Consider the following 24,044-nt stretch of genomic DNA (forward strand, 5'->3'; position numbering starts at 1 on the left):
GCGCAGAGCGGAAGAGTTTTTCTGATGCTGCGTCAGATATGCGTGGACGGCCGGGACCGTTGACACGGGCGGTGCGCTTTGGCCTGCTGGTGGCCATGACTGAGGATGGTGGGCACAGGGGTGACGGTCACGGAAGCGGTCGCCGGGGCATGGGGCGAAGGCACTTCGGGGGCGGGGCCCTGGCACTGGGAGGTGCGCTGATGCTGGGCCCGATTTCCGCCGCCCGGGCGGCGGACGGCGCGCGGGGCGGCCCCGGCGGCCGGCCCCGGCCGACCCTGCGGTACGGGTCGGCCGCGCGCGCCGGGCTGCTGCCCGCGCACCTGGACCGGGTGCTCGCCGAGGCCGAGCGGTTCCTGGGCCCCTCCCCCCGGCACCCGTGGTACGCGGGCGCGGTGGTGCTGGCCGGGCGCGGCGGCACGGTCGCGCTGCACGAGCCGGTCGGCATGGCGGTGCGCTACGCCGCGTACGACGAGAAGACGGACACGGCGGTGGAGTTCCCGCCGGAACGGCAGATCGCGATGGCCCGGGACACCGTCTTCGACCTGGCCTCGGTGTCCAAGCTGTTCACCTCGATGCTGGCGGTGCAGCAGATCGAGCGGGGCGCGCTGGAGCTGGAGGGCAGGGTCGCCGCGTACCTGCCGGAGTTCGGCGCGGCGGGCAAGGCGGACATCACCGTACGGCACCTGCTCACGCACACCTCGGGGTTCCGGGCGTGGCTTCCGCTGTACGCGCAGCCGACCCGCGAGGGGAAGCTGAGGATGCTGTGGAACGAGGTCCCGGCGAGCCCGCCGGGGACCGCGTACCTCTACTCGGACCTCAACCTGATCTCGCTCCAGCTCGTCCTGGAGAAGATCACCGCTCGCCCCCTGGACGCCCTGCTCCACGACGAGATCACTGCTCCGCTCGGGATGCGCCGCACGCGTTTCAACCCGCCGCCCTCCTGGAAACCGAAGATCGCCGCCACCGAGGACGCCCGCAAGCCGTGGTCGGGGCTCGACCGGGGGCTGGTGTGGGGCGAGGTGCACGACGAGAACGCGTACGGCTTCGGCGGGGTCGCGGGCCACGCCGGGGTCTTCTCCACGGCCTGGGACCTCGCGATCCTCGCCCGCACCCTCCTCAACGGCGGCGCCTACGGCCGCGCCCGCGTCCTGGAGCCGGCGTCCGTGGACCTGATGTTCACGGACTTCAACACCGCCTTCCCCGGCGACGAGCACGGCCTCGGCTTCGAGCTCCACCAGCACTGGTACATGGGCGCGATGGCCACCCCGCGCACCGCGGGCCACACGGGTTTCACCGGTACCAGCCTCGTCCTCGACCCGACCACCGACTCCTTCCTCGTCCTGCTCGGCAACTCCGTCCACCCGGTGCGCAGTTGGCGCTCCGGTTCGGCGCCCCGGGTGGCGACCGCGGACGCGCTGGCCCGCGCGGTCGCGGTGCGTCCGGAGCGCGGCCGTACCGCCTGGTTCTCCGGCATGGCCTCCGCGACGACGGCCACGCTCGCCCTGCCCGCGCTGCGGCTGGGCACCGCGCGGGGGCTGTTCCGCTGCGACCTGTGGTGGGACACCGAGCCCACCGCCGACACGCTCACGCTGGAGGCGTCGGCGGACGCGGGGGCGACCTGGCAGCCGGTGCCGTTCACGACCGTGCGCCCGGGGGAACGGCCGCGTCCGCACCCCGGGGGCACGGTGACGGGGTGGTCCGGCCGGGTCTGGCACCGCGCGGGCGCGGACCTCGCCGCGTACGAGGGAAAGGACCTCGTGCTGCGCTGGCGGTACACGACCGAGGTGCGTTACGTCGGGCGCGGGGTGTACGTCGACGGGCTGCGGGTCGAGGACGGGCGCCGGACGGTCTTCGACGAGGCCCGGCCCCGGGACGCCGCCCGCGTCCTGGCGCGGGGCTGGACGGCGTCCCGGGACTGAACCGGAGCGGGAGCAGCACGGCGGCTCCCGCCGCACGACCCCGTCCGCGGCCCCGCACGCGGCCCCGCACGCGGCCCCGCACGCGGCCCGGAACCCGTGCTACCGCCCCAGCACCGCCATCGCCGCGTTGTGCCCGCCGATCCCGCTGACGCCTCCGCCCCGCACGGCACCGGCCCCGCAGAGCAGGACGTTGGGATGCGCGGTGGCCACCCCCCAGCGGTCGCCGGGGCCGGCCGCGTACGGGAAGGTGAGGTCGCCGTGGAAGATGTGCCCGCCCGGCATGCGCAGGTCGCGTTCCAGGTCGAGGGGGGTCCTGGCCTCGACGCAGGGGTCGCCGTTCGCGTCCGTGGCCAGGCAGTCGGCGATCGGTTCGGCGAGGTGCTCGTCGAGCCGGGCGAGGGTGGTGCGCAGGAGTGCGGCGCGGGCGGCGTCGTTGTCGGCCGCGAAGAGACGGGCCGGGGTGTGCAGACCGAACAGGGTGAGGGTGTGGTGCCCGCTCGCCACCAGGTCCGGGCCGAGGACGGAGGGGTCGGTCAGCGAGTGGCAGTAGATCTCCGACGGCGGCGCGCTCGGCAGCCGCCCGTCCGCCGCCTGCGCGTACGCCGCACGCAACTCCTCGTACCCCTCCCCCACGTGGAAGGTCCCGGAGAACGCGTCGCGCGGGTCGACGGCGGGGTCCCGGAGCCTCGGCAGCCGCTTCAGCAGCATGTTGACCTTGAACTGGGCCCCCTCGGGAGGCGGAGCGAAGGACGAGCCGCCCTCGCCCCCGCCCTCGCCGAGCAGCGCGCCGAGGTGGCGCGGCGCCGCGTTGACCAGCACGTGACCGGCGCCGACGCTTCCGCTCGCCCCCTCGCCCGTCCGGTACGCGACCTCGGCACGGACCCCGTCGGTCTCGATCCGGGTCACGTCGTGCCCGGTGCGGAGGGTGGCGCCGGCCGCCCGCGCGGCGTGGGCGAGGGCGTCGGTGAGGGCGCCCATGCCGCCGACGGGCACGTCCCAGTCGCCGGTCCCGCCGCCGACGACGTGGTAGAGGAAGCAGCGGTTCTGGACCAGTGAGGGTTCGTGCGCGTCGGCGAACGTGCCGATCAGCGCGTCGGTGAGCACCACTCCCCGCACCAGGTCGTGGGCGAAGGCCGACTCGACGGCGACACCGATCGGTTCCTCGAAGAGCATCCGCCAGGCCACCGGGTCGTCCACCCGGCGGCGCAGTTCGTCGCGGGTGGGCAGCGGCTCGGTGAAGGTCGGGAAGACCCGCCCGGCGACCCGGCGCAGCCGCCCGTAGAACTCCTCCCAGGCACGGAACTCGGCGTCTCCCCCGGTCAGTTCCGCGAAGGAGGCCCGCGTACCGGAACCGCCGACCAGCAGACCGCCGTCCCCCTTGGGGGTGTACGAGGAGATTGTCCGCTTCCGGACGTCGAACGGGAGTCCGAGGTCGCGCACAATGGCTGCGGGGAGGAGAGACACGAGATACGAGTAGCGCGAGAGCCGCGCGTCCGTGCCGGCGAACGGCCGGGCGGACACGGCGGCGCCGCCGGTGGCATCGAGGCGCTCCAGCAGGAGCACCGAGCGACCGGCGCGGGCGAGGTAGGCGGCGGCGACGAGACCGTTGTGGCCGCCACCGACGATCACGACGTCGTACGAGGAACGGATCGGCGAGGGCATCGGCATGGCCGGACCCTATGCCGTACGTCACAGGTGCGACAGGGGGCGGTGACACAGATGGCCGTGGAGCGGCAGGAGTACAGACCGGGCGGGGACGACCGCGAGGGGGGTCGCTTTGTGCCACCTCGTCCGTATAGGGAAAATCAGAAGGTGACCTATCCGGAGCCTCCCACCCCGACCCACGACGACCGACGTCCGGACGCACCCCTGAGTGCGCCCCCCGGCGCACCCCTCAGCACACCGCTGAGCGCGCCGCTGCCCGCGCGCGAGGACTGGCGGCGGCGGGCACGGACGTTCACCACCCCGGCGGCGGCCGTCGCGGTACTCGTGGTCGTCGCCCTGCTGGGCATGGGCATCGTGTCGCGCGACACGGGCGAACTGCACATACCCGGCGCCGGGACCACGACGCTGCTGCGCTCGGTGTTCCTGGCCGTCCTCTTCCTCCACGTCGGCGAGGTCGTCGGCCACCGGATGGCGCGCACGGTCGCCGGCGCCCCGCAGGCCCGGCCGCCCATGTGGGGGGTCACGCTGTCACTGGCCGGGGCGGCGGCCTCGTTCGGCCAGATCGTCCAGATGGCCGACTACAGCGGGCTGACCTTCACGGAGACGTACGCGACCGAGCCGGGCGGCATGCTGCTGCTCCAGGCGAACGCGTTCCTGGCGGCGGCCGCCTGCGCCTGGCTCCTCAAGAAGCCGGTCTGGGCGCTCCTGCCGCTGGCGGCGGTGATCCTCTCCGAGGCGGTACGGGCCCACCCCGAGCAGGACACCCCCGAGATCGGCGTCCTCCTCACCACGATCCACCTGACGGCCTCGGCCCTGTGGACCGGCGGGCTGGTCTACGCGCTGCGCGCGATGCACCAGTGGCGCTCCCGCCCGGACGCCGAACCGGGCGCGGGCCGCCGCCTGCTGGCCCGCTACGCGCACCTGGCGGCCTACCTCTACGTGGCCCTGGCGGTGACGGGCACCTTCAGCACCCTGCGCCGGCTCCCCCTGGAGAACATCCTCATCACGGCCTACGGCCGCACCCTGCTGGTCAAGCTGGTCCTCTTCGCGGTCGTCAGCGTGCTGGCCCTGGTCGCCCGCTCCCGTCTGCACCGCAAGCAGTCGGCCCACCGCCGGGTGGACCCGGACGGCGCGGCGAAGGCGGCCCGCGCGGAAGTCGTGATGCTGGTGGGCGTCGTGGCCGTCTCCGCCCTCCTGACGGTGGTCCCCACCCCGACCTGGTAGCACCCCGGAAGGGGGCAGCGCCCCCGGCCCGCACCGCGGCCACGGGGCGCACCGCCCGGAAGCTACCCCCGCCCCCTCCGCAGCGCCGCCACCCGGCGGTAGATCTCCGCCGCCTCCGCCCCCCGCCCGAGCTGCTCCAGACACTGCGCCTCGTCGTTCCGGCTCGCCAGCGCGTCCGGGTGGTCCGCCCCCAGCACCCGCTCCCGCGACCGCGCCACCTCGCGGTACACCGCCAGCGCGTCCGCCCACCTCCCCAGCCACCCCAGCCCCACGGCCACCTCACGCCGCGAGACCAACGTGTCCGGGTGGTCGGGCCCGAGCACCCGCTCCCGTACCGCGCACACGTCCCGCGCCTCGGCGAGGGCCTCCTCCCAGCGCGCCAGGCGTCCCAAGTTGACCCCGAGCCCGTGCCGGGCCCGCAGGGTCTCCGCGTCGGCCGGGCCACCGGTGCGCGTCCGGTCGTCCACCAGGTCCCGGTACAGCTCCAGCGCCTCCGCGCTGCGCCCCAGCCGCCCCAGGCAGATGCCGACCTCGTACCGCGCCGACAGCGTGTCCGGGTGGTCGGCCCCCAGGGCCTGCGCCCGCGCGGCGGCCACCTCCCGGTACGTCTGCAGCGCCTCGGTCCACCGGCCGAGCTGCCCGAGCGCGTACGCCACCTCGTACCGCGTCACCAGGGTGTCCGGATGGGTCGCGCCGAGCACCCGCGCCCGCGCGGACGCGACGTCCCGGGCCATCCGGTAGGAGTCCTCCAGCCGGCCCAGACGGCTCAGGTTGAAGGCCAGGTTGTGCCGGCACCGCAAGGTGTCGACGTGGTCGGGGCCCATCGTCCGCTCGCGCGCCGCGAGCACCGCCGTGTACACCTGGTGGGCGTCGAAGTGCCGTCCCAGCTGTCCCAGGACGTACGCGGTCTCCTGCCGGGCGGCGAGGGTCTCCGGGTGGTCCGCGCCCATCGTCCGCGTGCGCCCCTCGGTGACCTTCGTGAACTCCCGCAGCGCGTCCGCCGGCCGTCCGGTCCGGCTGAGGGTGAACCCGACCTCGTAGTGGCTGGCCAGGGTGTCGGGGTGGTCGGGGCCCAGCGCGTGCTCGCGCTCGGCGGCGACCGAACGGTGCACCTCGCCCGCCTCCTCCCAGCGGCCGAGGCGGCCCAGGCTCAGGCCCGCGTTGTGCCGGTTGTCGAGGACCTCCAGGACCTCGGGCGGCGGAGTGGGCCGTTCGGTGCGGGCCGGGGGCGCCGCGGGCGCGCGCAGGCCGCCGCCGCTGGTCCACTCCCCCGTCAGCCCGGCCGCCGGGTCGCCGTGGGCCGGGGTGAGGGTGCCGGTGCCGCCGGCCTTGTGCCCCGTGGTCATGCCCCGGGTCCAGGACGGCAGCCGGGGCGCCCGGCCGGCCCGCTGCCCGGGCTGCTCGGCGGGCGGACGCAGCTCGGGCGGGGCCGCGGCCGGCACGGTGGCCGGGCGCCCGAGCAGGGCGACGCCGGCCGGGCCGGTCCGCCCGTCGGTGAGCCGCCGCCCGAGGTCCTTGGCGTCCGCGGGCCGCCCGTCGGGGGTCTTGGCCAGCAGGTCCAGGACTATCCGGTCGAAGAACTCGGGCAGTTCCTCGCGGTGGGTGCGCGGCGGTTCAGGCGCGGTGTCGCGGTGCCCGACGAGCACCGCCCAGGCGTCGTCCAGGTCGAAGGGCGGCACGCCGGTGGCGATCTCGTACAGCACGCAGCCCAGGGAGTACAGGTCACTGCGGTGGTCCACGTTCACCCCGCTGATCTGCTCGGGCGACATGTAGTGCGGGGTGCCCATGGCGATGCCGGTGCCGGTGAGGCGGGAGGTGAAGCCGATGTCGTGGCCCAGGCGCGCTATGCCGAAGTCGCAGATCTTCACGGTGCCGTCGGCGAGCCGCATGATGTTGGCGGGCTTCAGGTCGCGGTGGACGATGCCCTGTTCATGGGTGTAGGCCAGCGCCCAGGCGACCTGCTCGGCGATGTCGACGACGTCGTGGACGGGCAGCGGGTGCTGTTTGTTGTCCTCCAGGAGCTGGCTGAGGTTGCGTCCCTCCAGCAACTCCATCACCAGGTACAGCACGCCCTCGTACTCGCCTAAGTCGTGCACGACGGTGACGCCCCGGTGCTGGAGCGCGGCCGCCACCCGGGCCTCGCGCCGGAAGCGTTCCCGGAGCACCCCGGAGATCTGCTGGTCGTGCTGGGTTCCGATGGGCTTGAGGCACTTGACCGCGACCCGTCGGCCGAGCGATTCGTCGCGGGCACGCCACACTTCGCCCATGCCCCCGCGCCCGATCAGGTCGAGCAGCCGGTACCGGCCCTGGATCAGCCTGGTGTCCGCCATTTCCCGCTGTCGCCCCCGTCAGTTCCGCTGCGCCCTCCCCGGCCCGTCCAGTATGGCCGCCTGGCGCTTCAGTTTGTACGGGGCGGGGCGGCTGCCGGGTCCCGGACGGCCAACTGCCTTCAAGATGTGACCGGTCGGCGGCTCGGGTGCCGTGGGCGGTGGTACCGGCCGCCGGGCGGGCGGGCGCGCCCGCGCGCGGCGGTCGTCGCCGCCCGTCAACGCCGGACCCGCGGCATTCCCAGGCCGATCCAGGAGATGATCTCGCGCTGGATCTCGTTGTTGCCGCCGCCGAAGGTGAAGATCACGGCGGAGCGGTAGCCGCGTTCCAGCTCGCCGTGCAGGACGGCGCCGGCGGAGCCCTCCCGCAGCGGGCCGGCCGCGCCCACGACCTCCATGAGCCAGGCGTAGGCGTCCCGGCGGGCCTCGGAGCCGTACACCTTGACGGCGGAGGCGTCCTGTGGGGTGAGGGTGCCGTCGTGGACGGCGTTGACCATCCTCCAGTTGAGGAGCTTCATCGCGTCGAGCCGGGTGTGGGTGCGGGCGAGGCGGCCGCGCACCCAGGTGAGGTCGATGACGCGGCGGCCGTCGGAGAGCCGGGTGTCCATGGCCCAGCGCTGCACGTCGTGCAGGGCGCGCACGGCCATGGTGCCGTGGGCGGCGAGGGTGACGCGTTCGTGGTTGAGCTGGTTGGTGATGAGCCGCCAGCCCTCGTTCTCCTCGCCGACGCGCCGGGAGAGGGGCACGCGGACGTTCTCGTAGTAGCTCGCGGTGGTGTCGTGGGAGGCGAGGGTGTTGATGAGGGTGCAGGAGTAGCCGGGGTCGCTGGTGGGGACCAGGAGCATGGTGATGCCCTTGTGCGGCGGAACTCCTTCCTCCCGGGGGGTGGTGCGCACGGCGAGCCAGACCCAGTCGGCGGTGTCCCCGTTGGTGGTCCAGATCTTCTGACCGTTGACGACGTAATGGTCGCCCTCGCGGACGGCCCGCGTCTTCAGGGCCGCGAGGTCGGTGCCCGCGTCGGGCTCGCTGTAGCCGATGGCGAAGTCGAGTTCGCCGGCGAGGATCCCGGGCAGGAAGTACGTCTTCTGCTCGTCCGTGCCGTACTGCATGATCGTCGGCCCCACGGTGTTGAGGGCCATCAGCGGCAGCGGGACGCCCGCCTGGGCTGCCTCGTCGAAGAAGACGTACTGCTCCATCGGGGTCAGGCCCCGCCCGCCGTACTCCCGCGGCCAGCCGACGCCGAGCCAGCCGTCCGCGCCGAGCCTGCGGATCGTCTCGCGGTAGAACCGCTTCTGGGCGGCGGGATCGCCGTGGCGGGCCCGGGCGCGGGCCTCGTCGGGGACCAACTCGGCGAAATAGGCGCGCAGTTCGGTGCGCAGTCGCTGCTGTTCGGGGGTGTGGGCGAGATGCACGGGCCCTCCAGGCGTGTGGCACGGGGTTCCGTCGGCGGCGCACACAGTAGAACGTGTTGCAGGAATCCGGAAGGGGAGGGCCGCCCCCGGGCCCGGCCCGGGGGCGGCGCCGGTTCCGTCAGGAGTACGGGGCCGACTCGACCAGTTCGAGCGCCTCGGCCAGGCTGTGCGGCCGGTGCACGCCCTCGCTGGGGGCGGTGCGCGCCCAGCCGGGTCCGGCGGCGAGGACCGCCGGGTGGGTGCGGGCGCCCCGGATGCCGCGCACCGTGGAGCGGATCAGGCCGAGCACGGCCCGGTCGGCGGTGGGGCGGGTCTGGGACCACAGGACGACGGCGCGCGGGCCCGTCCGGCGCACCGCCTCGCCGAGCGCGCGCAGCGGTACGGCCGCGCCGAACATGCGTACCGGAAGCCCCCGTTCGGCGAGGGTCGCGGCGAGGGCCTCCAGGGCGAGGGTGTGCATCTCGCCGGGCAGGCAGGCCAGGAGGACGGGGTGGTCGCCGCCGGTCTCCTGCATGTCGGCACTGCGCCGCAGGGTGGTGGAGATGTGCCAGGAGAGCAGGTGCTCCGCCTCCACGTACCGTTCGGCCGCCGCGTCGCCCGAGCTCGCCCAGGTGCGGCCGATCGCCCGCAGGGCCGGGGACATCGCCCCCTCCCAGGAGGCGGTGAGGCCGTGCGCGTGGACGGTCGCCGCGAGCAGCCGGTCGATGAGCGGCGAGTCGAGGCGCACGGCGGCCTTGCGCAGCCCGCGCACGGTCCCGGCCGGAACGCCGTCCGCCGGGTCCCGGGGGGCGGGCACCCCCGCACCGCGGCCCGGCGGCCGGGGCGGCGGGGGGAGGGCGGGCCCGGCCGCGCTCTCCCCGGCCAGCCTGGCCGCCTCGGCCGGCGGGACGCCGCGCGCGGTCAGCGCGCACATGCGCTCCAGCAGTTCCACGTCCGCGGGGGACCAGCGGCGGTGCCTGCCGTCGTCACGGACCGCGGGGCCGATCCCGTAGCGGCGGTCCCAGGAACGCAGGGTGGTGGGGGCGACGCCGAGCCGACGGGCGACGTCCCCGGTGGTCATTCCCGCGCCGGGCGGGAGGGGACGCGACGGGACGCCGTTGCTGCGCCGACTGCCGTTCATGGGCCGACGATACGACGCACGAGCGACGCGAGTTGCCCGCTTCGCACAACTGCGGCGAAGGTGGGCCGCGCAGGAACAGCAGCCGGGTCCACGGCATGCGCGTCCTCCGTCGCCGGCGTTGCGGAGGAGGTGCGGAGCGCCCTTGCGGGGAGCTGAGCTGGGCGGACCGGGCTGCGGGGTGGTGTCACGGGCGGATGATCGGCCGCCCGTGGCCCGCCGGCATCCGTCCGGCGGGACGGCGATCCCCTCGTCGGACCTCCGGGGCGCGCGTGCCGCGCCGCCCGCCCTCGTCGGCGAAGCCCCTCCTCCCCCGGGCGTCACCCGTACGGCAGTGTGCGGTCGCCTTCGCGGGGAGGCCGCCGGAGCATGACGGTGCGTTCTTCCCACCGACATCCGGAGGCTCCCCATGACCACCGTCCGTGACCTGATGACCCCCGAAGTCCGGACCATCCCGGCGACCGAGAACCTCGACCGGGCCGCCCAGCTCATGCGGGAGCACCACATCGGTGCGCTTCCCGTCGAGGGCGGTGACGGCACGCTCACCGGCATCGTCACCGACCGCGACATCGTCGTGAAGTGCGTCGCGGCGGGGCACGACCCGTCGAAGAAGACCGCGGGCGACCTCGCCGAGGGCGCCCCCCTGTCCGTGGACGTCTCGGCGGACGCCGACGAGGCCGTACGGATCATGAGCGACGCGCGCATCCGGCGGCTGCTGGTGCTGGAGGACGGCGCGCCCGTCGGCATGGTCACCGAGGCCGACCTCGCCCGGGCGCTGCCCGCCGACCAACTGGTGACGTTCGTCAGCGCGGTGTACGCCGGGCGCTGAGGCCCGTACACCGCGGGTGTGCCCCGCCCGGTCGTCGTGTCCGGGCGGGGCACAGGCGCGCCGCGACGGAACGCGGCAGGCCGGGACTGGCGCGCGGCACTCCGGGACGGCCCGCGCGGCGGGCCGGGGCGGCTCGCGGCAGAGGTCAGGGCCGGTCGCGCGGCGGGCCGGGACGGATCGCGCGGCGGACAGGATCGCGGCCGGTCAGGGCAGTTCGCCCTCGATGGCGGCGCGGCCCTCCTTCTCCAGTCGCCGGCGCGCCCACTCCAGGTTCTCGGGGGTCAGGTCACGGCCCGACGCGAGCACCAGGTCCTCGGGGGTCGCGTCGTCGCTGCCGCCGCTGTGCAGCCGGCTGTCGGGGGTCACTTCGGACGGGTCGGGGCCCTGGGCGCTCATGCCGTCTCCTTCGGTGGTGTCGTCCGTTTTCTGCCTCTTCTGCCTCGATTCTTGTGCCCCTGCGCGCGGTCCGCACCTCCGGGATGCGTGCTCCGTCCGGGTGCGGCAGCGTGGGGTCATGAGCGACACGTACGACGGCGACGGCGGCCTCCCCGAGGACGACGGGGTGCTGGACGCCGAGGACACCCTGATCACCGACCGGCTGGACTACGACCCCCTGGACTCCGGCATCACGCCGCCGGACCACTGGTCGCCCGCCGAGTCCTTCGGCACGACCGCCGAGGAGGCCCGGCGCGGCGAGTCCCTGGACCAACTGCTCGCCGAGGAGGAACCGGAGCTTCCGCAGCCCGCGGGGGACGAGACCGGCGAGGAGTACGCCGACGAGCTGGACCTCGATTCGACGGACGGCGGCTGAGCCGCGGGTGGGACGGGGCCGCGTTCGCGAGTTCAGGTGAATGTGCCCGGTGACGGCTGAAATGTCCATGTCCGCGCGGTACGGTGCCGGGCATGGACGGGGTACGGGGCACACGCCCCCGCGAGGAATCCGGCGCGTTCGGGGCCGAGTTGAGGCGGTTGCGGGCCGAGCGCGGGATGTCGCTCTCCGCGCTGGCCCGGTCGGTCCACTACAGCAAGGGCTACCTCAGCAAGATCGAGACCGGGGGCAAGCCGCCGACCTGCGACGTGGCGCGCCGCTGCGACGACGTGCTGGGCGCGGGCGGCACCCTGCTGCGGCTCGTGCCGGACGTCCCGGCGCCGCGCACCTCCCCGGCGGAGCCCGACGCGGCGGGCGCGGCGGCCGACGCCTCCGCCGGGGAGTGCCCGTACCGGGGGCTCGCCTCCTTCGACGTACCGGACGCGCGGTGGTTCTTCGGACGGCAGCGGGCCACGGCCGCGCTGCTGGCCAGGCTGGCGGAGCGGGCCGGGACCGGGCCGCTGGTGGTGGCGGCGCCGTCGGGCGCGGGCAAGTCCTCGCTGCTGCGGGCCGGTCTGGTGCCGGCGCTGCGGCGCGGGGAACTGCCGGTGCCGGGGTCGCACGCGTGGCCGGTGGCGTTGTGCACGCCGACGGCGCACCCCCTGAGGGAGCTGCTGCGGTGCGTGGGCGAGGTCTTCGAGGCCGTACCGGACGACGTCACACCGGATTCGCTGGCGGTACGTCCGGAGCGGCTCGCCGAGGTGCTGCGCACGGCGGGGGGCCCGGGCGGCGGCTCACGCCCCGTCCTGCTCGTCGACCAGTTCGAGGAGGCCTTCACGCTGTGCGGCGACGCGCGGGAGCGGCAGGCCTTCGTCGGGGCGCTGTGCGCGCTCGCCGGGCCCGGCGGGCCGGCGGTCGTGGTGCTCGGACTGCGGGCGGACTTCACCGGGCGGTGCCTCGAAGTGCCCGCACTGGTACCGGTGTTCACGCACGGGCTGTTCGCCCTCGGGCCGATGAGCGAGGACGAGCTGCGCGAGGCGGTGACGCTGCCCGCCGACCGGTGCGGGCTGGCCCTGGAGCCGGGGCTCGTCGAGTTGCTGCTGCGCGACCTGGGGGCGGGGGCGGCCGCGGGGCGCGGGCCGGACGCCCCCGGGGCGCTGCCGCTGCTCGCGCACGCCCTGCGGGTGACCTGGCAGCACCGCACCGGGCACACCCTCACCGTCGCCGGGTACGAGCGGACCGGCGGCATCCGCGGGGCCGTCGCGCGCAGCGCGGAGGAGGTGTTCACCGCCCTGCTGCCCGGCGAGCGCGACATGGCGCGGCGGCTGCTGGTGCGGCTGGTGCACCTGGGGGACGACGGCAGCGAGTCGCGGCGGCGCAGCGGGCGGGAGCACCTGGTGGCCCGGCTGCCCGATCCGCGCGGCGCGCAGGCCGCGCTCGACGCGTTCGTCGCGGCCCGGCTGCTCACGGCCGGGGCGGACCGCGTGGAGATCACGCACGAGGCCCTGCTGCGGGCCTGGCCCCGGCTGCGGGACTGGATCGACGCCGACCGGGCGGGCCTGCTGCTGCGCCAGCAGCTCGCCGCTTCGGCCGCCGAGTGGACGCGGGCCGGCCGCGACCCGGCGCTCCTCCCCCGGGGTTCGCGGCTGCACCGGCTCACCCGGTGGGCCGAGCAGCGTGACGCCCGGGTCGAACTGGGGCCCGCCGAGGCCGAGTTCATCGCTGCGGGGCAGGCGGAGGAACGGGCCAGGCAGCGCACCGAGACGCTGCGGGTGCGTACCCGCCGGGTGCTGCTGGCCACGCTGGCGGCGCTGCTGGTGCTCGCGGTGGGGGCGGGCACGGTGGCGTACGAACAGCGCGAACGCGCCTATCGGGAGAGGCTGACCGCCCAGTCGCAGGCCATGGCGGTGCGGGCCCAGACACTCGCCGCCGGCCGGCCCGAGGAGGCGATGCGGCTGGCCCTGCGCGCGTACCGCACCGCGCCGACCGTGGAGGCGCGCGGCGCGCTGCTCAGCACCCAGGCGCAGCCCTTCGCGGGGCGGCTGCGGGGGCACACCGGGCCGGTGAACGCGGTCGCGTTCGCCCCCGACGGGCTGACGCTGGCGTCGGGCGGCAACGACGGCACCGTGCGGCTGTGGGGCGGTCCGGGGCACCGGCGGTCGCTGGCGGTGCTGACCGGGCACGGCGGACAGGTGCTGGGGCTCGCGTTCAGCCCGGACGGCGCGGTGCTCGCGTCGGCGGGCGTGGACGGGACCGTACGGCTGTGGCGGGTGCGGGACCACCAGGGGGCCGGGACGCTGCTCGGGCACAGCGGCGCGGTGCGGGCGGTGGCGTTCGCCCCGGACGGGCACACCCTGGTGACGGGCGGCGCGGACCGCACCGTACGCCTGTGGGACGCGCGGCGGCACACGCTGCGCACGACGTGGCACGGCCACACCGACGTGGTGATGGCCGTCGCCTGGTCGCCGGACGCGCGGCGCGTGGTGTCCGCCGGCACGGACCGGACGGTGCGCCTGTGGGAGGTGGCGCAGCGGGCGCCGGCGACGGTGCTCACGGGACACGGTGACGGGGTGCTGGGGGTCGCCTGGTCGCCGGACGGCCGGCAGGTCGCGTCCGGCGGCGCGGACCGCACCGTGCGCCTGTGGGACGTACGGCGGCGGCAGGTGCTCCAGGTGCTGGCGGGGCACAGCGACGACGTCAATTCCGTGGCGTACTTCCGGGACGGGACCACCGTGGTGAGCACCGGCGGTGACGGCGGCGCCCGCCTGTGGGACGTGGCGGGCCGGCGCACGGTGGCGACGCTGTCCGGGCACACCGACTACGTGCTGGGGGTCGCCGTCGGGAGCGGCACCGTCCTGGCGACGGCCGGTTTCGACGGGACGGTGGTGCGCTGGGACCTGGGGCGGGCGGCGCTGACCACGCGCCCGTTCGCGGAGTCCTGGCAGCCCGCGTTCTCGCCGGACGGGAGCCGGCTGGCGGCCGCGAGCGCCGATCGCACGGTGAAGCTGTGGGACGCCCGCGCGCACCGGCCCCGGGGGTCGCTGGACGGGCACACCGGGTCGGTGTTCCAGGTGGTGTGGTCGCCGGACGGCCGCCGGCTCGCCTCCGCGGGCGCGGACCGCACGGTGCGGGTGTGGGACATCGGCTCGCGCCGCCTGCTGAAGTCCCTCACCGGGCACACCGGTTCGGTGCTGGGTCTTGCCTGGTCGCCGGACGGGCACCGGCTGGCGTCGGCGAGCGCGGACCGCACGGTACGGCTCTGGGACGCCCGCACGCTGCGGCCCGCCGCGACGCTGACCGGGCACCGGGACTTCGCCAACGCGGTGGCCTTCGCCCCCGACGGGCGCACTCTCGCCAGTGGCGGCGACGATCTGACGGTACGTCTGTGGGGCGTCCGGGACGGGCGGCCGGGCGCGGTGCTGCACGGGCACACCGGGTCGGTGCGCGCGCTCGCCTTCGCCGGGGACGGCCGCACCCTGGCGTCGGGCGGCAACGACGGCGGCGTCCGGCTGTGGGACCTGGCGCGCGGTGCCACCGTCGCGGCGCTCACCGGGCACAGCGGCGCGGTGCGCGCGGTGGCCTTCGCGCCCGGCGGCGGCGACGTCCTGGCGAGCAGCGGCAGTGACGGCACGGTGCGCCTGTGGGACGCCGCCCGCCGGCTGCCGACGGCGACCCTCGCCGGCCACCAGGGCGCGGTGTGGGGCATCGCCTTCGACCGCGGCACGGGGCTGCTCGCCAGCAGCAGCAACGACGGCACGGTCCGGCTGTGGGACACCTCGGTGGACCGCCGGGAGAAGGCGGTGTGCGAGCTGGCCGGGTGCCCGCGGGACTGAGCGCGTGTCACGCGTCGTCGGCGGGGCTCGGCGGTCCGGCGGTCTCGGCGGCCCGGTGGTCTCAGCGTCCCGGCGGCTCAGCGGCCCGGTGACTTGGTGGCCCCGAGATCCCCGTACCCCGGTTTCCCTGGGCGTTTCCCGTTTCCCTTCGCGTCGGGAGACACCAGGAGTCTCGACAGTCACGGTGGCGGACGCCCAGTCTCGAAAGGGCCGGACACACCTCCGGCGACACGCTCACCACGACGAACGGGGACCTCCCATGCACAACCGCACCCGCCATCCCACCCGGACCGCCGCCGCCCTCCTCACCGCCCTCGCCCTCGCCGCGACCCCGCTGACGCTCGGTCAGGCGAGCGCGGCGGCACCGGCGCCGGCGGCCTGCGACGTCCTGTCCTCCGGCGCCTCCGCCGCCGCCGAGAAGGCGGTGCGGGCCGCCTGCACACAGCTCGGCGTCTGGTACTCCTGGGGCGGCGGGCACGGGCCGCAGCCCGGACCCACGTACGGGCAGGTCGACCCGAGCGACCCGGACAGCTCCCAGGACCCCTACCGCAAGGGGTTCGACTGCTCGGGCTTCGTGCGGTGGGCGTACGCGCAGGCCACCGGTCAGGACATCCTCAACGGCAACGCGCACAGCCAGTACAACTCCGGGCGGGTGAGCGCGCGTTTCACCGCCGCGCAGGGGCTCGGGCCGCTGCTGCCGGGTGACCTCGTCGTCTGGGGCAACGCCCGCAAGGTGCACCACATCGCGATCTACCTGGGCGCCGGGAAGATGGTCGAGGCCAGGGAGTCCGGCACCAAGATCATGGTCAGTGACGTCCGGCTGGGCGGCGACTACTTCGGCGCGGTGCGCGTCAGCGCCGCTCCCGGCCAGGGCACCCGCCACAGCACCTGGGGCACGGACGTGTGGACGCACACCGAGCCGTCCACGACGAGCCCGCGGGTGCACAAGTTCGCCGGGCCGACGGCGGTGCGCATCCAGTGCCAGAAGCGCGCCCAGCCGGTGACCGCCGAGGGCATCACCAACGACGCCTGGTCGTACCTGCCCGACCACAAGTCGTGGATCACCAACATCTACATCAAGGGACCGGCCTGGCTGGACGGCGTGCCGACCTGCCCGTGACTCCGCACGCCGGCTCTGCCGACATCCCGCAGGTCCCCCACCGACAGAGAAATCAGGAGCAGTTCATGAACCCCACCAAGAAGTTCGCCGTCGCCCTCGCCGCCGCCGCGCTCACCGCCGGGCTCACCGCGGCGAGCGCCCCCGGGGCCGCCGCCCCGCAGGCAGTCGCCGCCCCGCAGGGCGTCGCCGCCGAGTGCGGGGTGCGGTCCGACGGGAAGCTGTACTGCGGCAACAGGCCGGGCGCCAGGGGGTTCGCCCACCGTTCGTTCAACTCGGAGGTGCGCGGGCAGATGAACACGTCGTTCAGCTGGTTCCAGTGCTGGGGCCGCGGTGACCGCCACGACGGCGGCAACGACATCTGGTACTGGACCAAGCTCGACAACGGCCGGTGGGGCAACATGCCCGCTGTCGACGTGCACACCCCGGTCGACCCGGCGCCCCACCTGAAGGAGTGCTGAGGTCCTCGTCCGCCTGATCCGCCACCGGTCCGGCAGCCCCCGCACGGGCTGCCGGACGCGCCGCCCGTGGGCCGCCCTCCTCGCCGGGGGCGGAGCACGGGCGGCGTTGCGCCGTTCGGCGCACCACGATCAGGGGAAAACGGCGTCGGCGGGGCCGCCGCGGCGGCGCGCGGGGGGACCTGTGCCCCATGGCTTGCGTGCCCCTCCCTTCGCGGACGGTGCTCCGGCGCGTGCTCGTCGCGCTGCTGGCGTTCACCGCCGTGTGCGCGCTGCTGGTGGGCGCGGAGCCGGGCACGGACGGCGCGGTCGCCGGGGCCGACGCCCGGTCGGCGGGCGTGCTGCCGGGTCCGGGGCCCGCCGAGGGCGAGGGAGTCCCGGACGGTTCCGCCGACCCCGAACTGCGGCTGCTGCCGGGCGGTGGGCGCCGGGTTCAGCCCCCGCCCGCCCCGGGCCGGGCGCGGCTCCGCAACGGCCCGCCGACGCGGAGGGCGCGCACCTCGCCCGCCCGGCCGCCCCGCGCGTTCCCCGCCCGTGGCTCCGCGCCGCACGCGGCGCGGTGGGCGGTGCTGCGCTGCTGAGAGGGCCCCGTACCGGCTCCGGCTCGTCGCGGCCGGTACGTCGTGCCGGCCCGCGCCCGTCAGAGGTGCGCGGGGTCCCCTCCGTACCGCAAAGGACACATCAGCCATGCCCTTCGACCCGTTCGTCGCCCTGAACGCCATGATCCGCGCCGAGGTCCGCCGCTCCTCCGACACCGGCCCGTCACCGATCGCGCAGCGCACCCCCGAGGCCGTCCCGCGCCCGTCCGTCGAACGCCGGGCCGAACGCCTCCGCACGGAGCACCCGGACGGCGACCGGTCCGGTCCGGTCCGCCGCGCGGCGTCGGAGCCCGGCCGCGACCAGGGCTGATCCGGTTCCCCGCGGGGCCCTGGGTGCCGTACGGCGTCCAGGGCCCCGCGCGGTGTCCCAGTCCGCGTGCAGCGCGTCCAGCGCCGGCAGCACCACGCGGTCCAGCACGGTCCGTACGGACGCGGTCCCGGGCGCCCCCCGGGAGCCGGTCACAGCGCGCGGTACATGACGTGCAGGCCGACGTATCCGTGCTCCGGGTGCCGGAAGGCGTCCGGGACCGTACCGACGACGCCGAAGCCGAGGCGTTCGTAGAGCCGCACGGCGTGGGTGTTGGTGGCGGCGACGGCGTTGAACTGCATGCCCCGGAAGCCCTGGGCGCGGGCCCAGTCGAGGGTGTGCTCGACCAGGGCGCGGCCCACGCCGCGGCCGCCGTGGGCGGGGTCGACCATGTAGCTGGCACTGGCGACGTGGGCGCCGTTGCCGTGCTGGTTGTTGTTCATCTTGGCCGTGCCGAGGACGGTGCCGTCGTCGTCCACGGCCACGACCGTGCGGTTCGGGGCGTTCAGCATCCACCAGCCGCGGCCGCTCTCGCGGTCGAGGTCGACGGGGAAGGTGAAGGTGTCACCGGCCGCGGTGATCTCGTGGAAGAAGGGCCAGATCGCGGCCCAGTCGTCGGCGGTGGCTTCTCTGATCAGCATGGGGACAGGGTGCCGGTCGGAGGGGGCCCGCCACCAGCCCCTTTTTCCGTACCGGCGGCAGACGGGCGCGCGGCCCCCTCATAAAAAAAGTGGGACATTACTCTTCCGTGTGAGACACTGGCGTCTCATACGAGGCTGGCCAGTCTCGTCTCGACGCCCTTCTCACCGAAACGGATGTCTCATGTCCTCCCCCGCCGCCATCCGGCCCGACGCCGAGGCCGCCCCGTCGCCGGACCCCCGGCGCTGGATCGTTCTGGCGATCCTGTCGGGCAGCCTGCTGTTGATCTCGATGGACACCACGATCCTCAACGTGGCGTTCCCCTCGCTGGTGTCCGATCTGCAGCCGGGGTCGGTCGAGCAGTTGTGGATCATCGACGTGTACGCGCTCGCCCTGTCCGGACTGCTGGTGACGGCGGGCGCGCTGGGCGACCGGTTCGGCCGCAAGCGGATGCTGCTGACCGGCTTCGCGGTCTTCGCGCTGGCGTCGCTGCTCGCGGTGTTCGCCACCGAGGCGTGGCACGTGATCGGCGCGCGGGCGCTGCTCGGCGTCGGCGGCGCGGCGATCATGCCGTCCACCCTGTCGATCCTCCGGCACGTCTTCACCGACGCCAAGGAGCGGGCCTTCGCGTACGCCGTGTGGGCGGCGGTCTTCGGCGGCGGCATGGCGCTCGGCCCGGTGGTCGGCGGTCTGCTGGTGGAGGACTTCGGCTGGCAGTCGGCGTTCCTGCTGAACCTGCCGGTGGCCGCCCTGGTCATCGCGCTGGGCGCCTGGTTCCTGCCGGAGTCGCACGCGCCGCGCAGTGGCCGCTGGGACTGGTGGGGCGTCGGCCAGTCGGTCGTCGGCATGCTCGCCCTCGCGGGCGGCATCAAGCAGTTGGGCAAGAGCGGCTTCGCCGACCCGCTGCCGTGGGCGCTGCTGGTGCTCGCCGCCGTCGCGCTGACGGTCTTCGTGCGCCGTCAGCTCCGTCTGGAGAGCCCGCTGCTCCAGGTCCGGCTGTTCACCAACCGGTCCTTCTCCATCGCCGCCGTGTCGATCTTCCTGGGGATGGTCGGGATGGGCGCGGTGCTCTTCCTGGTGACGCAGTGGTTCCAGTACGGGCAGGGGTACACGCCCCTGGAGGCGGGCGTCCGCCTGCTGCCCGCCTCCCTCGGCCTGGTCGTCACCTCGATGGTGACCCCCGCCCTGATGCAGCGCTTCCCGATCCGGCACGTGCTGGGCCTCGGCCTGCTCGTGATGACGGCCGGGCTCGCCCTGCCGTGGACGGTGCAGCAGTTCGCCCCGATCGGCTATCCGGCGGTCGCCGTCGCGCTGGCGGTCCTCGGCATGGGCGTCGGCGTCGCCACCACGGTCGCCTCGGTGACCTTGATGGCGGCGACCCCGGCGCACGAGGTCGGCGGTGCCGCCGCCGTCGAGGAGACCTGTTACGAGCTGGGCGCGGCACTCGGCGTCGCCCTCCTGGGCAGCCTGGCCACCGCGCTGTACCGCGCGAACCTGCCCGCGCTGAGCCTGGACGGGGCGACGGCGGAGACCGTCCGGGGCTCGGTCGGCGAGGCCGCGCACGTGGCGCAGGGCCTGGGCGGCGAGGCGGGCCGCTCGCTGCTGGAGACGGTCTCGGCGGCGTACACGACGGCCATCACCCCGGCCTTCCTGATCGGCGCGCTGCTCACGCTAGGCGCGGCGGTGATCGCGTGGGTGTGGGTGCCGCGCGACCTGCGGCCGACGGAGAACGCCCACTGACCGGGCCTCGGCGGACAATGCCCGCCGAGGCCCGGGGGAACCTGCGGGACCGCGCCGGAGGGCCGCGCGGGGTGCCGTTAGCCTGGCGATCATGCGGATCGACGAGCCCACCGGCATCCTGCGCGGGACAGCCGCCGAGGCGGTGGGGCCCCGCCCGGCCGGCGGCCCCGCCGGACTCCCGGGGCTCCGCCCGGGCGACGGCCCCGCCGGGGCCGTACGCAGGCCGGACGGCATCCGCGCGCACCGGCCCGGTGACGGCCGCGGCGGGCCGCTGTCCGCCGCCGACACGCACGGCCGACGCACCGTCCGCGACCCGCTTCCGCCTCCCCTCCCCCGAAAGGCGCACGCATGACCGATCAGCAGACCCCGCCCCCGGTCCTCGTCCACGTCGAGGGCCGCGCCGGGCACCTCGTGCTCAACCGGCCCCGGGCCCTCAACTCCCTCACCCACCCCATGGTCCGCACCCTGGCCGCGACGCTCGACGCCTGGGCGCGGGACCCGGGCATCGACACCGTGGTCCTCTCCGGCGCGGGCGAACGCGGCCTGTGCGCGGGCGGCGACATCCGCGCCATGCACGACGACGCGCGCGACGGCGACGGGACGGCCACGGAGGAGTTCTGGCGGGACGAGTACCGGCTGAACGCGCGGATCGCCCGCTTCCCCAAGCCGTACGTCGCCCTCATGGACGGCATCGTGATGGGCGGCGGCGTCGGGGTCGGCGCGCACGGCAGCGTGCGCGTCGTCACCGAGCGTTCGCGGGTGGCGATGCCCGAGACCGGCATCGGCTTCGTACCGGACGTCGGCGGCACGTTCCTGCTGTCCCGCGCGCCCGGGGAACTGGGCATGCATCTCGCGCTGACGGGGGACGCGGTGGGCGCGGCGGACGCGCTGCTGTGCGGGCTGGCCGACCACTTCGTACCGGCGCGGCGGCTGGACGCGCTGCGGGCCGACCTGGCGTCCGTACCGGCGGCGGAGGCGGTACGGCGGCACGCGTCGGCTCCGGAGGAGGGGGTGCTCGCGCGGGCCCGTGCGTGGATCGACCACTGCTACGCGGCGGACACCGTCGAGGAGATCGTCCGGCGGCTGGCCGACAGCGGGGAGCGGGCGGCCAAGGAGGCGGCCGGGACGATCCTGGCGAAGTCCCCGACGTCGGTGAAGGTCACCCTGGAGGCCGTGCGGCGGGCCCGCGCGCTGGGCTCGCTGGAGGCGGTGCTGGAGCAGGAGTACCGGGTGTCGTGCGTGGCGCTGCGCCGGCCCGACATGGTGGAGGGCGTGCGCGCGCAGATCGTCGACAAGGACCGTGCCCCGCGGTGGTCGCCGGCCGCGCTGGAGGCGGTGGACGCGCAGACGGTGGCCGGGTTCTTCGCGCCGCGCGGGCCGGGGCGGGAGCTGACGTTCGGCTGAGTCCGTCGGCTGGGTCCGTCGGCTGGGCCTCGGCGCGGGCGGCCCGTGGGCGGAATGCGCGTGTCGGCGCCGGCAGGACCACGGGCCCGGGCGGGGATCATCCGGAAGGCGGCAGCGGGCCGGCCGCGGTGCCCGCGCCCGTGAACCCGCCCCGGAGCGCGCCGGAGAGGTGGCCGAGGAAGGCGCGGGCGGCCGGGCCCGCCGGTCCCCCGGCCGGGTGCGCGAGGGCCACGCGCGCCCGGGGGACGGGGTCGGTGAGGGCGACCGTGCGCAGCCCGGGGCCGCGCTGCCGGGCGATGCCCGCGGGCAGCACGGCCACCCCGAAACCTCGCGCGGCGAGATGCAGCAGGGCCTGCGGGGCGGACGCCTCGAAGGCGACGCGGGGCGCGAATCCGGCCTCGGCGCAAGCGCGTTGCCACACCGCCCGCACCCCCGTGCCGGACGGGAGGGTGATCAGCGGGCGGTCGCGGAGGGCGGCGAGCGGGACGGCCGCCGCCCCGGCCAGCGGGTCGGCGTCGGCGACCACCGCCACCAGCGGTTCGTCCAGCAGGATCTCCAGGTCCACGCCGGGCGGGGGCGTCTCCTCGGCCGGCGAGGCCAGCGCCATGTCCAGCGCGCCGCGCCGCACGGCCGCCAGCAGCCGCTCCGAGGTGTCCTCCGTCAGCGAGAACTCGACTCCCGGGTACGTGCGGTGGAAGTCGGCCAGCGCCTCCGCCAGGTCGAACGTCCCCGGCGGGGCGCCCAGCAGGGAGCCCAGCCTGACCCGCCCGCGCAGCAGGCCGCCGAACTGCGCGGCCGTCTCGCGCATCGCGTCGGCGGCGGCGAGCGCGGCCCGCGCGTGCGGCAGGATCGCCTCGCCCACCTCGGTGAGGACGACCGTGCGCCCCGACCTGTCGAGCAGTCGCTGCCCGAGCTCCTTCTCCAACTGCCGCACCTGGGCGCTGACCCCGGGCTGGGCGAGGTGCAGGCGGGCGGCGGCGCGGGTGAAGCCGGCCTCCTCCACCACGGTGACGAAGCAGTGCAGTTGGCGCAGTTCCATGCCGGTGATGCTAGAAGCCGAGCTGCTGACCGCCAGCAGGAACCCTTCTTGGACTTGTGCGCGTGGGCCGCCCACCCTTGTCGGCATGGCGAAGACGAAGCTGCGGGCCGACGACGCGACGATCAGGGAAGCCGTCGCGGCCGAACGCCGTGACCTGGCCGACCTGTTGGACCGGCTGCCGGAGGAACGCTGGGACGAGCCGACGCTGTGCGCCGGGTGGCGGGTGCGGGAGGTGGCGGCGCACCTGTCGTTCGGCTTCCGCCACCCCCTGCGCAGCGTGGTGCGGGAGCTGGTGGGCGCGCGCGGCAGCATGGACCGGATGGCCGACCGGGTCGCCCGCCGGGAGGCGCGGGGGATGTCCCGCGAGGAGATGGCGTCCGCGCTGCGGGAACACGCGCAGCACCCGTGGACGCCCCCGGTGGGCGGCGTCGCGGCGGCGCTGGGCCACGACGTGGTGCACGGCCTGGACATCACGATCCCGCTGGGCCTGGACCGGCGGGTGCCGCAGGACCGGCTGCGCGTGGTGCTGGGCACGGCGGGCCCGATGAGCGCGCGGTTCTTCGGGGCGAAGCTGGGCGGCGTACGGCTGCGGGCGGAGGACCTGGAGTGGTCGTACGGCAGCGGCAGCGAGGTGACCGGGGCGGCGCAGGACCTGGTGGCGGTGCTGTTCGGGCGGAAGGTGCCGCCGGGACGCCTGCGCGGCGAGGCGGCCGGGCGCTTCACCTCCGCGTGAGCCCGCACGGGATCGGGGAGCCGCACCCTCGTGGGCCCGTGCGGGGGCGGGGTGCCGCAGACTCGCGGGTCCGCACGGGGGCGGGGTGCCGCGTACGGGTGCCCCGCCGCCCCGGGAAGTCCGTCGCCCTCCCGATGGCGTTTCCCCGCCCGTCGGGGGTACCCGCAGCACACAGCGGTGTCGCACGACGGGCACGGCATCGCGCGGCTGAAGCAGAGACGGGGCTTGGACATGGCGGTGGAAAAGCGGACGGTACTGGTGCTGGACTGCTCGGAGGCGGACGAACTGGCCCAGTTCTACGCCCGGTTGTTCGACGCGGAGACCCGTCGGGGCGAGGACATGGACTTCGTGGAGATCGTCGGGCACAACGGGGTGCACCTGGCGATCCGGCGCGACCACGGGTACGCGCCGCCGAGCTGGCCGCGCCCCGACGACTCCCAGCAGGCGCACCTGCGCATCCTGGTGGCGACGGAGGACATGGACGAGGCGGAGCGCGAGGTGATCGGGCTGGGCGCCCGCCCGCTGGAGACCCCGAACAACACGGGTCTCAGCCGGGACGTGCGCCGCTTCTCCGACCCGGCCGGACACCCCTTCTCGCTGGTCGCCTCGCCGACCGGCGGCGGCCGGGAGCAGCCGGAGGGTGAACTGCGGCTGGCCTGAGCGCAGTTCGCGCCCCCCGGGCGCGGGGCCGGTTCCGGCGTCCGGCGTCCGGCGTCCGGAGAACGGCGCCCCGGGGGCTCCGGGGCCGGGCAGCCCCTTCCCGGGGCCGCCGGGTCGCGGGAAGGCCCGGCCTCCGCTCCCCTAGGGCATTCGGCCGAACGGATCAAGGCAGGTCAGGAGAGGTCAAGGTCACAACGGTTACCCCTGCTGCTCC

General features: G+C 75.5%; 21 protein-coding genes. 14 read left to right on the top strand and 7 right to left on the bottom strand.

The window, feature by feature from the left end; translation table 11 throughout:
• The first annotated feature begins 95 nt into the window (after positions 1 to 95).
• Positions 96 to 1,919 carry a serine hydrolase gene (locus tag ACIP93_RS28600; protein ID WP_401763125.1) on the top strand — a complete coding sequence of 608 codons (1,824 nt, stop codon included), beginning with the start codon at positions 96 to 98 and terminating at the stop codon, positions 1,917 to 1,919.
• A 99-nt stretch (positions 1,920 to 2,018) separates the two neighbouring features.
• Here the strand turns inward: ACIP93_RS28600 and ACIP93_RS28605 are convergent, their stop codons facing one another.
• On the bottom strand, positions 2,019 to 3,587 hold the full coding sequence (locus ACIP93_RS28605; protein ID WP_401763127.1) for a phytoene desaturase family protein: 1,569 nt from the start codon (positions 3,585 to 3,587) through the stop codon (positions 2,019 to 2,021).
• 144 nt (positions 3,588 to 3,731) lie between these two features.
• Here ACIP93_RS28605 and ACIP93_RS28610 point away from each other — a divergent pair, with 144 nt between their 5' ends.
• Positions 3,732 to 4,808 (top strand): CopD family protein, encoded by a 1,077-nt coding sequence (locus ACIP93_RS28610; protein ID WP_345225653.1) that lies wholly within the window; start codon positions 3,732 to 3,734, stop codon positions 4,806 to 4,808.
• 62 nt (positions 4,809 to 4,870) lie between these two features.
• On the opposite strand, the gene ACIP93_RS28615 is transcribed toward ACIP93_RS28610, so the two are convergent.
• From ACIP93_RS28615 to ACIP93_RS28625, 3 genes are all read right to left on the bottom strand, one after another.
• A complete protein-coding gene (locus ACIP93_RS28615; RefSeq protein ID WP_401763130.1) occupies positions 4,871 to 7,138 on the bottom strand; it encodes a tetratricopeptide repeat protein in 2,268 nt (755 codons plus the stop codon).
• A gap of 215 nt (positions 7,139 to 7,353) precedes the next feature.
• Positions 7,354 to 8,547 carry an acyl-CoA dehydrogenase family protein gene (locus ACIP93_RS28620; RefSeq protein WP_401763131.1) on the bottom strand — a complete coding sequence of 398 codons (1,194 nt, stop codon included), beginning with the start codon at positions 8,545 to 8,547 and terminating at the stop codon, positions 7,354 to 7,356.
• A gap of 118 nt (positions 8,548 to 8,665) precedes the next feature.
• Positions 8,666 to 9,667, bottom strand: a complete 1,002-nt coding sequence (locus ACIP93_RS28625; RefSeq protein WP_401763133.1) for a MerR family transcriptional regulator — start codon at positions 9,665 to 9,667, stop codon at positions 8,666 to 8,668.
• Positions 9,668 to 10,073: 406 nt separating this feature from the next.
• Here ACIP93_RS28625 and ACIP93_RS28630 point away from each other — a divergent pair, with 406 nt between their 5' ends.
• Positions 10,074 to 10,493: a CBS domain-containing protein gene (locus tag ACIP93_RS28630; protein ID WP_345225642.1), complete on the top strand. Its 420-nt coding sequence runs from the start codon at positions 10,074 to 10,076 to the stop codon at positions 10,491 to 10,493.
• Positions 10,494 to 10,697: 204 nt separating this feature from the next.
• Here ACIP93_RS28630 and ACIP93_RS28635 read toward each other — a convergent pair whose 3' ends face one another.
• Complete coding sequence (locus ACIP93_RS28635; protein ID WP_345225640.1) at positions 10,698 to 10,889, bottom strand: hypothetical protein; 192 nt, start codon at positions 10,887 to 10,889, stop codon at positions 10,698 to 10,700.
• 118 nt (positions 10,890 to 11,007) lie between these two features.
• Here ACIP93_RS28635 and ACIP93_RS28640 point away from each other — a divergent pair, with 118 nt between their 5' ends.
• From ACIP93_RS28640 to ACIP93_RS28665, 6 genes are all read left to right on the top strand, one after another.
• Positions 11,008 to 11,304, top strand: coding sequence for a hypothetical protein (locus tag ACIP93_RS28640; protein ID WP_345225638.1), 297 nt, complete (start codon positions 11,008 to 11,010; stop codon positions 11,302 to 11,304).
• 92 nt (positions 11,305 to 11,396) lie between these two features.
• On the top strand, positions 11,397 to 15,134 hold the full coding sequence (locus ACIP93_RS28645) for a helix-turn-helix domain-containing protein (RefSeq protein ID WP_401763138.1): 3,738 nt from the start codon (positions 11,397 to 11,399) through the stop codon (positions 15,132 to 15,134).
• Between the two features lie 259 nt (positions 15,135 to 15,393).
• Positions 15,394 to 16,254, top strand: coding sequence for a C40 family peptidase (locus ACIP93_RS28650; RefSeq protein WP_401763140.1), 861 nt, complete (start codon positions 15,394 to 15,396; stop codon positions 16,252 to 16,254).
• 65 nt (positions 16,255 to 16,319) lie between these two features.
• The gene (locus ACIP93_RS28655; RefSeq protein ID WP_401763142.1) at positions 16,320 to 16,712 is read left to right on the top strand and encodes a hypothetical protein; all 393 of its coding nucleotides are present in this window, start codon (positions 16,320 to 16,322) and stop codon (positions 16,710 to 16,712) included.
• Positions 16,713 to 16,909: 197 nt separating this feature from the next.
• On the top strand, positions 16,910 to 17,290 hold the full coding sequence (locus ACIP93_RS28660) for a hypothetical protein (protein WP_401763144.1): 381 nt from the start codon (positions 16,910 to 16,912) through the stop codon (positions 17,288 to 17,290).
• A gap of 106 nt (positions 17,291 to 17,396) precedes the next feature.
• A complete protein-coding gene (locus tag ACIP93_RS28665; RefSeq protein WP_401763146.1) occupies positions 17,397 to 17,618 on the top strand; it encodes a hypothetical protein in 222 nt (73 codons plus the stop codon).
• A 149-nt stretch (positions 17,619 to 17,767) separates the two neighbouring features.
• On the opposite strand, the gene ACIP93_RS28670 is transcribed toward ACIP93_RS28665, so the two are convergent.
• Positions 17,768 to 18,256: a GNAT family N-acetyltransferase gene (locus ACIP93_RS28670; protein ID WP_401763149.1), complete on the bottom strand. Its 489-nt coding sequence runs from the start codon at positions 18,254 to 18,256 to the stop codon at positions 17,768 to 17,770.
• Between the two features lie 181 nt (positions 18,257 to 18,437).
• Between ACIP93_RS28670 and ACIP93_RS28675 the strand changes: the two genes are divergently transcribed.
• The 3 genes from ACIP93_RS28675 to ACIP93_RS28685 all read left to right on the top strand — a co-directional run bounded on the left by ACIP93_RS28675 (position 18,438) and on the right by ACIP93_RS28685 (position 21,398).
• Positions 18,438 to 19,994 carry an MFS transporter gene (locus ACIP93_RS28675; RefSeq protein WP_401763152.1) on the top strand — a complete coding sequence of 519 codons (1,557 nt, stop codon included), beginning with the start codon at positions 18,438 to 18,440 and terminating at the stop codon, positions 19,992 to 19,994.
• A 91-nt stretch (positions 19,995 to 20,085) separates the two neighbouring features.
• Complete coding sequence (locus ACIP93_RS28680; protein ID WP_401763155.1) at positions 20,086 to 20,346, top strand: hypothetical protein; 261 nt, start codon at positions 20,086 to 20,088, stop codon at positions 20,344 to 20,346.
• Positions 20,343 to 21,398, top strand: a complete 1,056-nt coding sequence (locus ACIP93_RS28685) for an enoyl-CoA hydratase/isomerase family protein (protein ID WP_401763156.1) — start codon at positions 20,343 to 20,345, stop codon at positions 21,396 to 21,398. Before ACIP93_RS28680 ends, ACIP93_RS28685 begins: the two co-directional genes overlap by 4 nt.
• A 97-nt stretch (positions 21,399 to 21,495) precedes the next feature.
• Here the strand turns inward: ACIP93_RS28685 and ACIP93_RS28690 are convergent, their stop codons facing one another.
• The gene (locus tag ACIP93_RS28690) at positions 21,496 to 22,437 is read right to left on the bottom strand and encodes a LysR family transcriptional regulator (protein WP_401763158.1); all 942 of its coding nucleotides are present in this window, start codon (positions 22,435 to 22,437) and stop codon (positions 21,496 to 21,498) included.
• Between the two features lie 85 nt (positions 22,438 to 22,522).
• Here ACIP93_RS28690 and ACIP93_RS28695 point away from each other — a divergent pair, with 85 nt between their 5' ends.
• Together ACIP93_RS28695 and ACIP93_RS28700 are read left to right on the top strand one after the other, a co-directional pair.
• A complete protein-coding gene (locus ACIP93_RS28695) occupies positions 22,523 to 23,170 on the top strand; it encodes a maleylpyruvate isomerase family mycothiol-dependent enzyme (RefSeq protein ID WP_401763160.1) in 648 nt (215 codons plus the stop codon).
• Between the two features lie 231 nt (positions 23,171 to 23,401).
• Entirely contained in the window at positions 23,402 to 23,830 is a 429-nt protein-coding gene (locus ACIP93_RS28700; RefSeq protein WP_345225613.1) for a VOC family protein, read from the top strand.
• Positions 23,831 to 24,044 lie beyond the last annotated feature (214 nt).

The sequence above is a fragment of the Streptomyces sp. NPDC088745 genome (assembly GCF_044751045.1).
Taxonomy (GTDB): domain Bacteria; phylum Actinomycetota; class Actinomycetes; order Streptomycetales; family Streptomycetaceae; genus Streptomyces; species Streptomyces cremeus.

What these genes read in the sequence shown, in the direction of transcription:
- ACIP93_RS28645 (WP_401763138.1), top strand. Translation starts at nt 11,397, where the DNA reads ATGGACGGGGTACGGGGCACACGCCCCCGCGAGGAATCCGGCGCGTTC.
- ACIP93_RS28605 (WP_401763127.1), bottom strand. Translation starts at nt 3,587, where the DNA reads ATGCCGATGCCCTCGCCGATCCGTTCCTCGTACGACGTCGTGATCGTC.
- ACIP93_RS28655 (WP_401763142.1), top strand. Translation starts at nt 16,320, where the DNA reads ATGAACCCCACCAAGAAGTTCGCCGTCGCCCTCGCCGCCGCCGCGCTC.
- ACIP93_RS28695 (WP_401763160.1), top strand. Translation starts at nt 22,523, where the DNA reads ATGGCGAAGACGAAGCTGCGGGCCGACGACGCGACGATCAGGGAAGCC.
- ACIP93_RS28615 (WP_401763130.1), bottom strand. Translation starts at nt 7,138, where the DNA reads ATGGCGGACACCAGGCTGATCCAGGGCCGGTACCGGCTGCTCGACCTG.
- ACIP93_RS28700 (WP_345225613.1), top strand. Translation starts at nt 23,402, where the DNA reads ATGGCGGTGGAAAAGCGGACGGTACTGGTGCTGGACTGCTCGGAGGCG.
- ACIP93_RS28690 (WP_401763158.1), bottom strand. Translation starts at nt 22,437, where the DNA reads ATGGAACTGCGCCAACTGCACTGCTTCGTCACCGTGGTGGAGGAGGCC.
- ACIP93_RS28685 (WP_401763156.1), top strand. Translation starts at nt 20,343, where the DNA reads ATGACCGATCAGCAGACCCCGCCCCCGGTCCTCGTCCACGTCGAGGGC.
- ACIP93_RS28635 (WP_345225640.1), bottom strand. Translation starts at nt 10,889, where the DNA reads ATGAGCGCCCAGGGCCCCGACCCGTCCGAAGTGACCCCCGACAGCCGG.
- ACIP93_RS28600 (WP_401763125.1), top strand. Translation starts at nt 96, where the DNA reads ATGACTGAGGATGGTGGGCACAGGGGTGACGGTCACGGAAGCGGTCGC.
- ACIP93_RS28650 (WP_401763140.1), top strand. Translation starts at nt 15,394, where the DNA reads ATGCACAACCGCACCCGCCATCCCACCCGGACCGCCGCCGCCCTCCTC.
- ACIP93_RS28640 (WP_345225638.1), top strand. Translation starts at nt 11,008, where the DNA reads ATGAGCGACACGTACGACGGCGACGGCGGCCTCCCCGAGGACGACGGG.
- ACIP93_RS28625 (WP_401763133.1), bottom strand. Translation starts at nt 9,667, where the DNA reads ATGAACGGCAGTCGGCGCAGCAACGGCGTCCCGTCGCGTCCCCTCCCG.
- ACIP93_RS28670 (WP_401763149.1), bottom strand. Translation starts at nt 18,256, where the DNA reads ATGCTGATCAGAGAAGCCACCGCCGACGACTGGGCCGCGATCTGGCCC.
- ACIP93_RS28665 (WP_401763146.1), top strand. Translation starts at nt 17,397, where the DNA reads ATGCCCTTCGACCCGTTCGTCGCCCTGAACGCCATGATCCGCGCCGAG.
- ACIP93_RS28680 (WP_401763155.1), top strand. Translation starts at nt 20,086, where the DNA reads ATGCGGATCGACGAGCCCACCGGCATCCTGCGCGGGACAGCCGCCGAG.
- ACIP93_RS28675 (WP_401763152.1), top strand. Translation starts at nt 18,438, where the DNA reads ATGTCCTCCCCCGCCGCCATCCGGCCCGACGCCGAGGCCGCCCCGTCG.
- ACIP93_RS28630 (WP_345225642.1), top strand. Translation starts at nt 10,074, where the DNA reads ATGACCACCGTCCGTGACCTGATGACCCCCGAAGTCCGGACCATCCCG.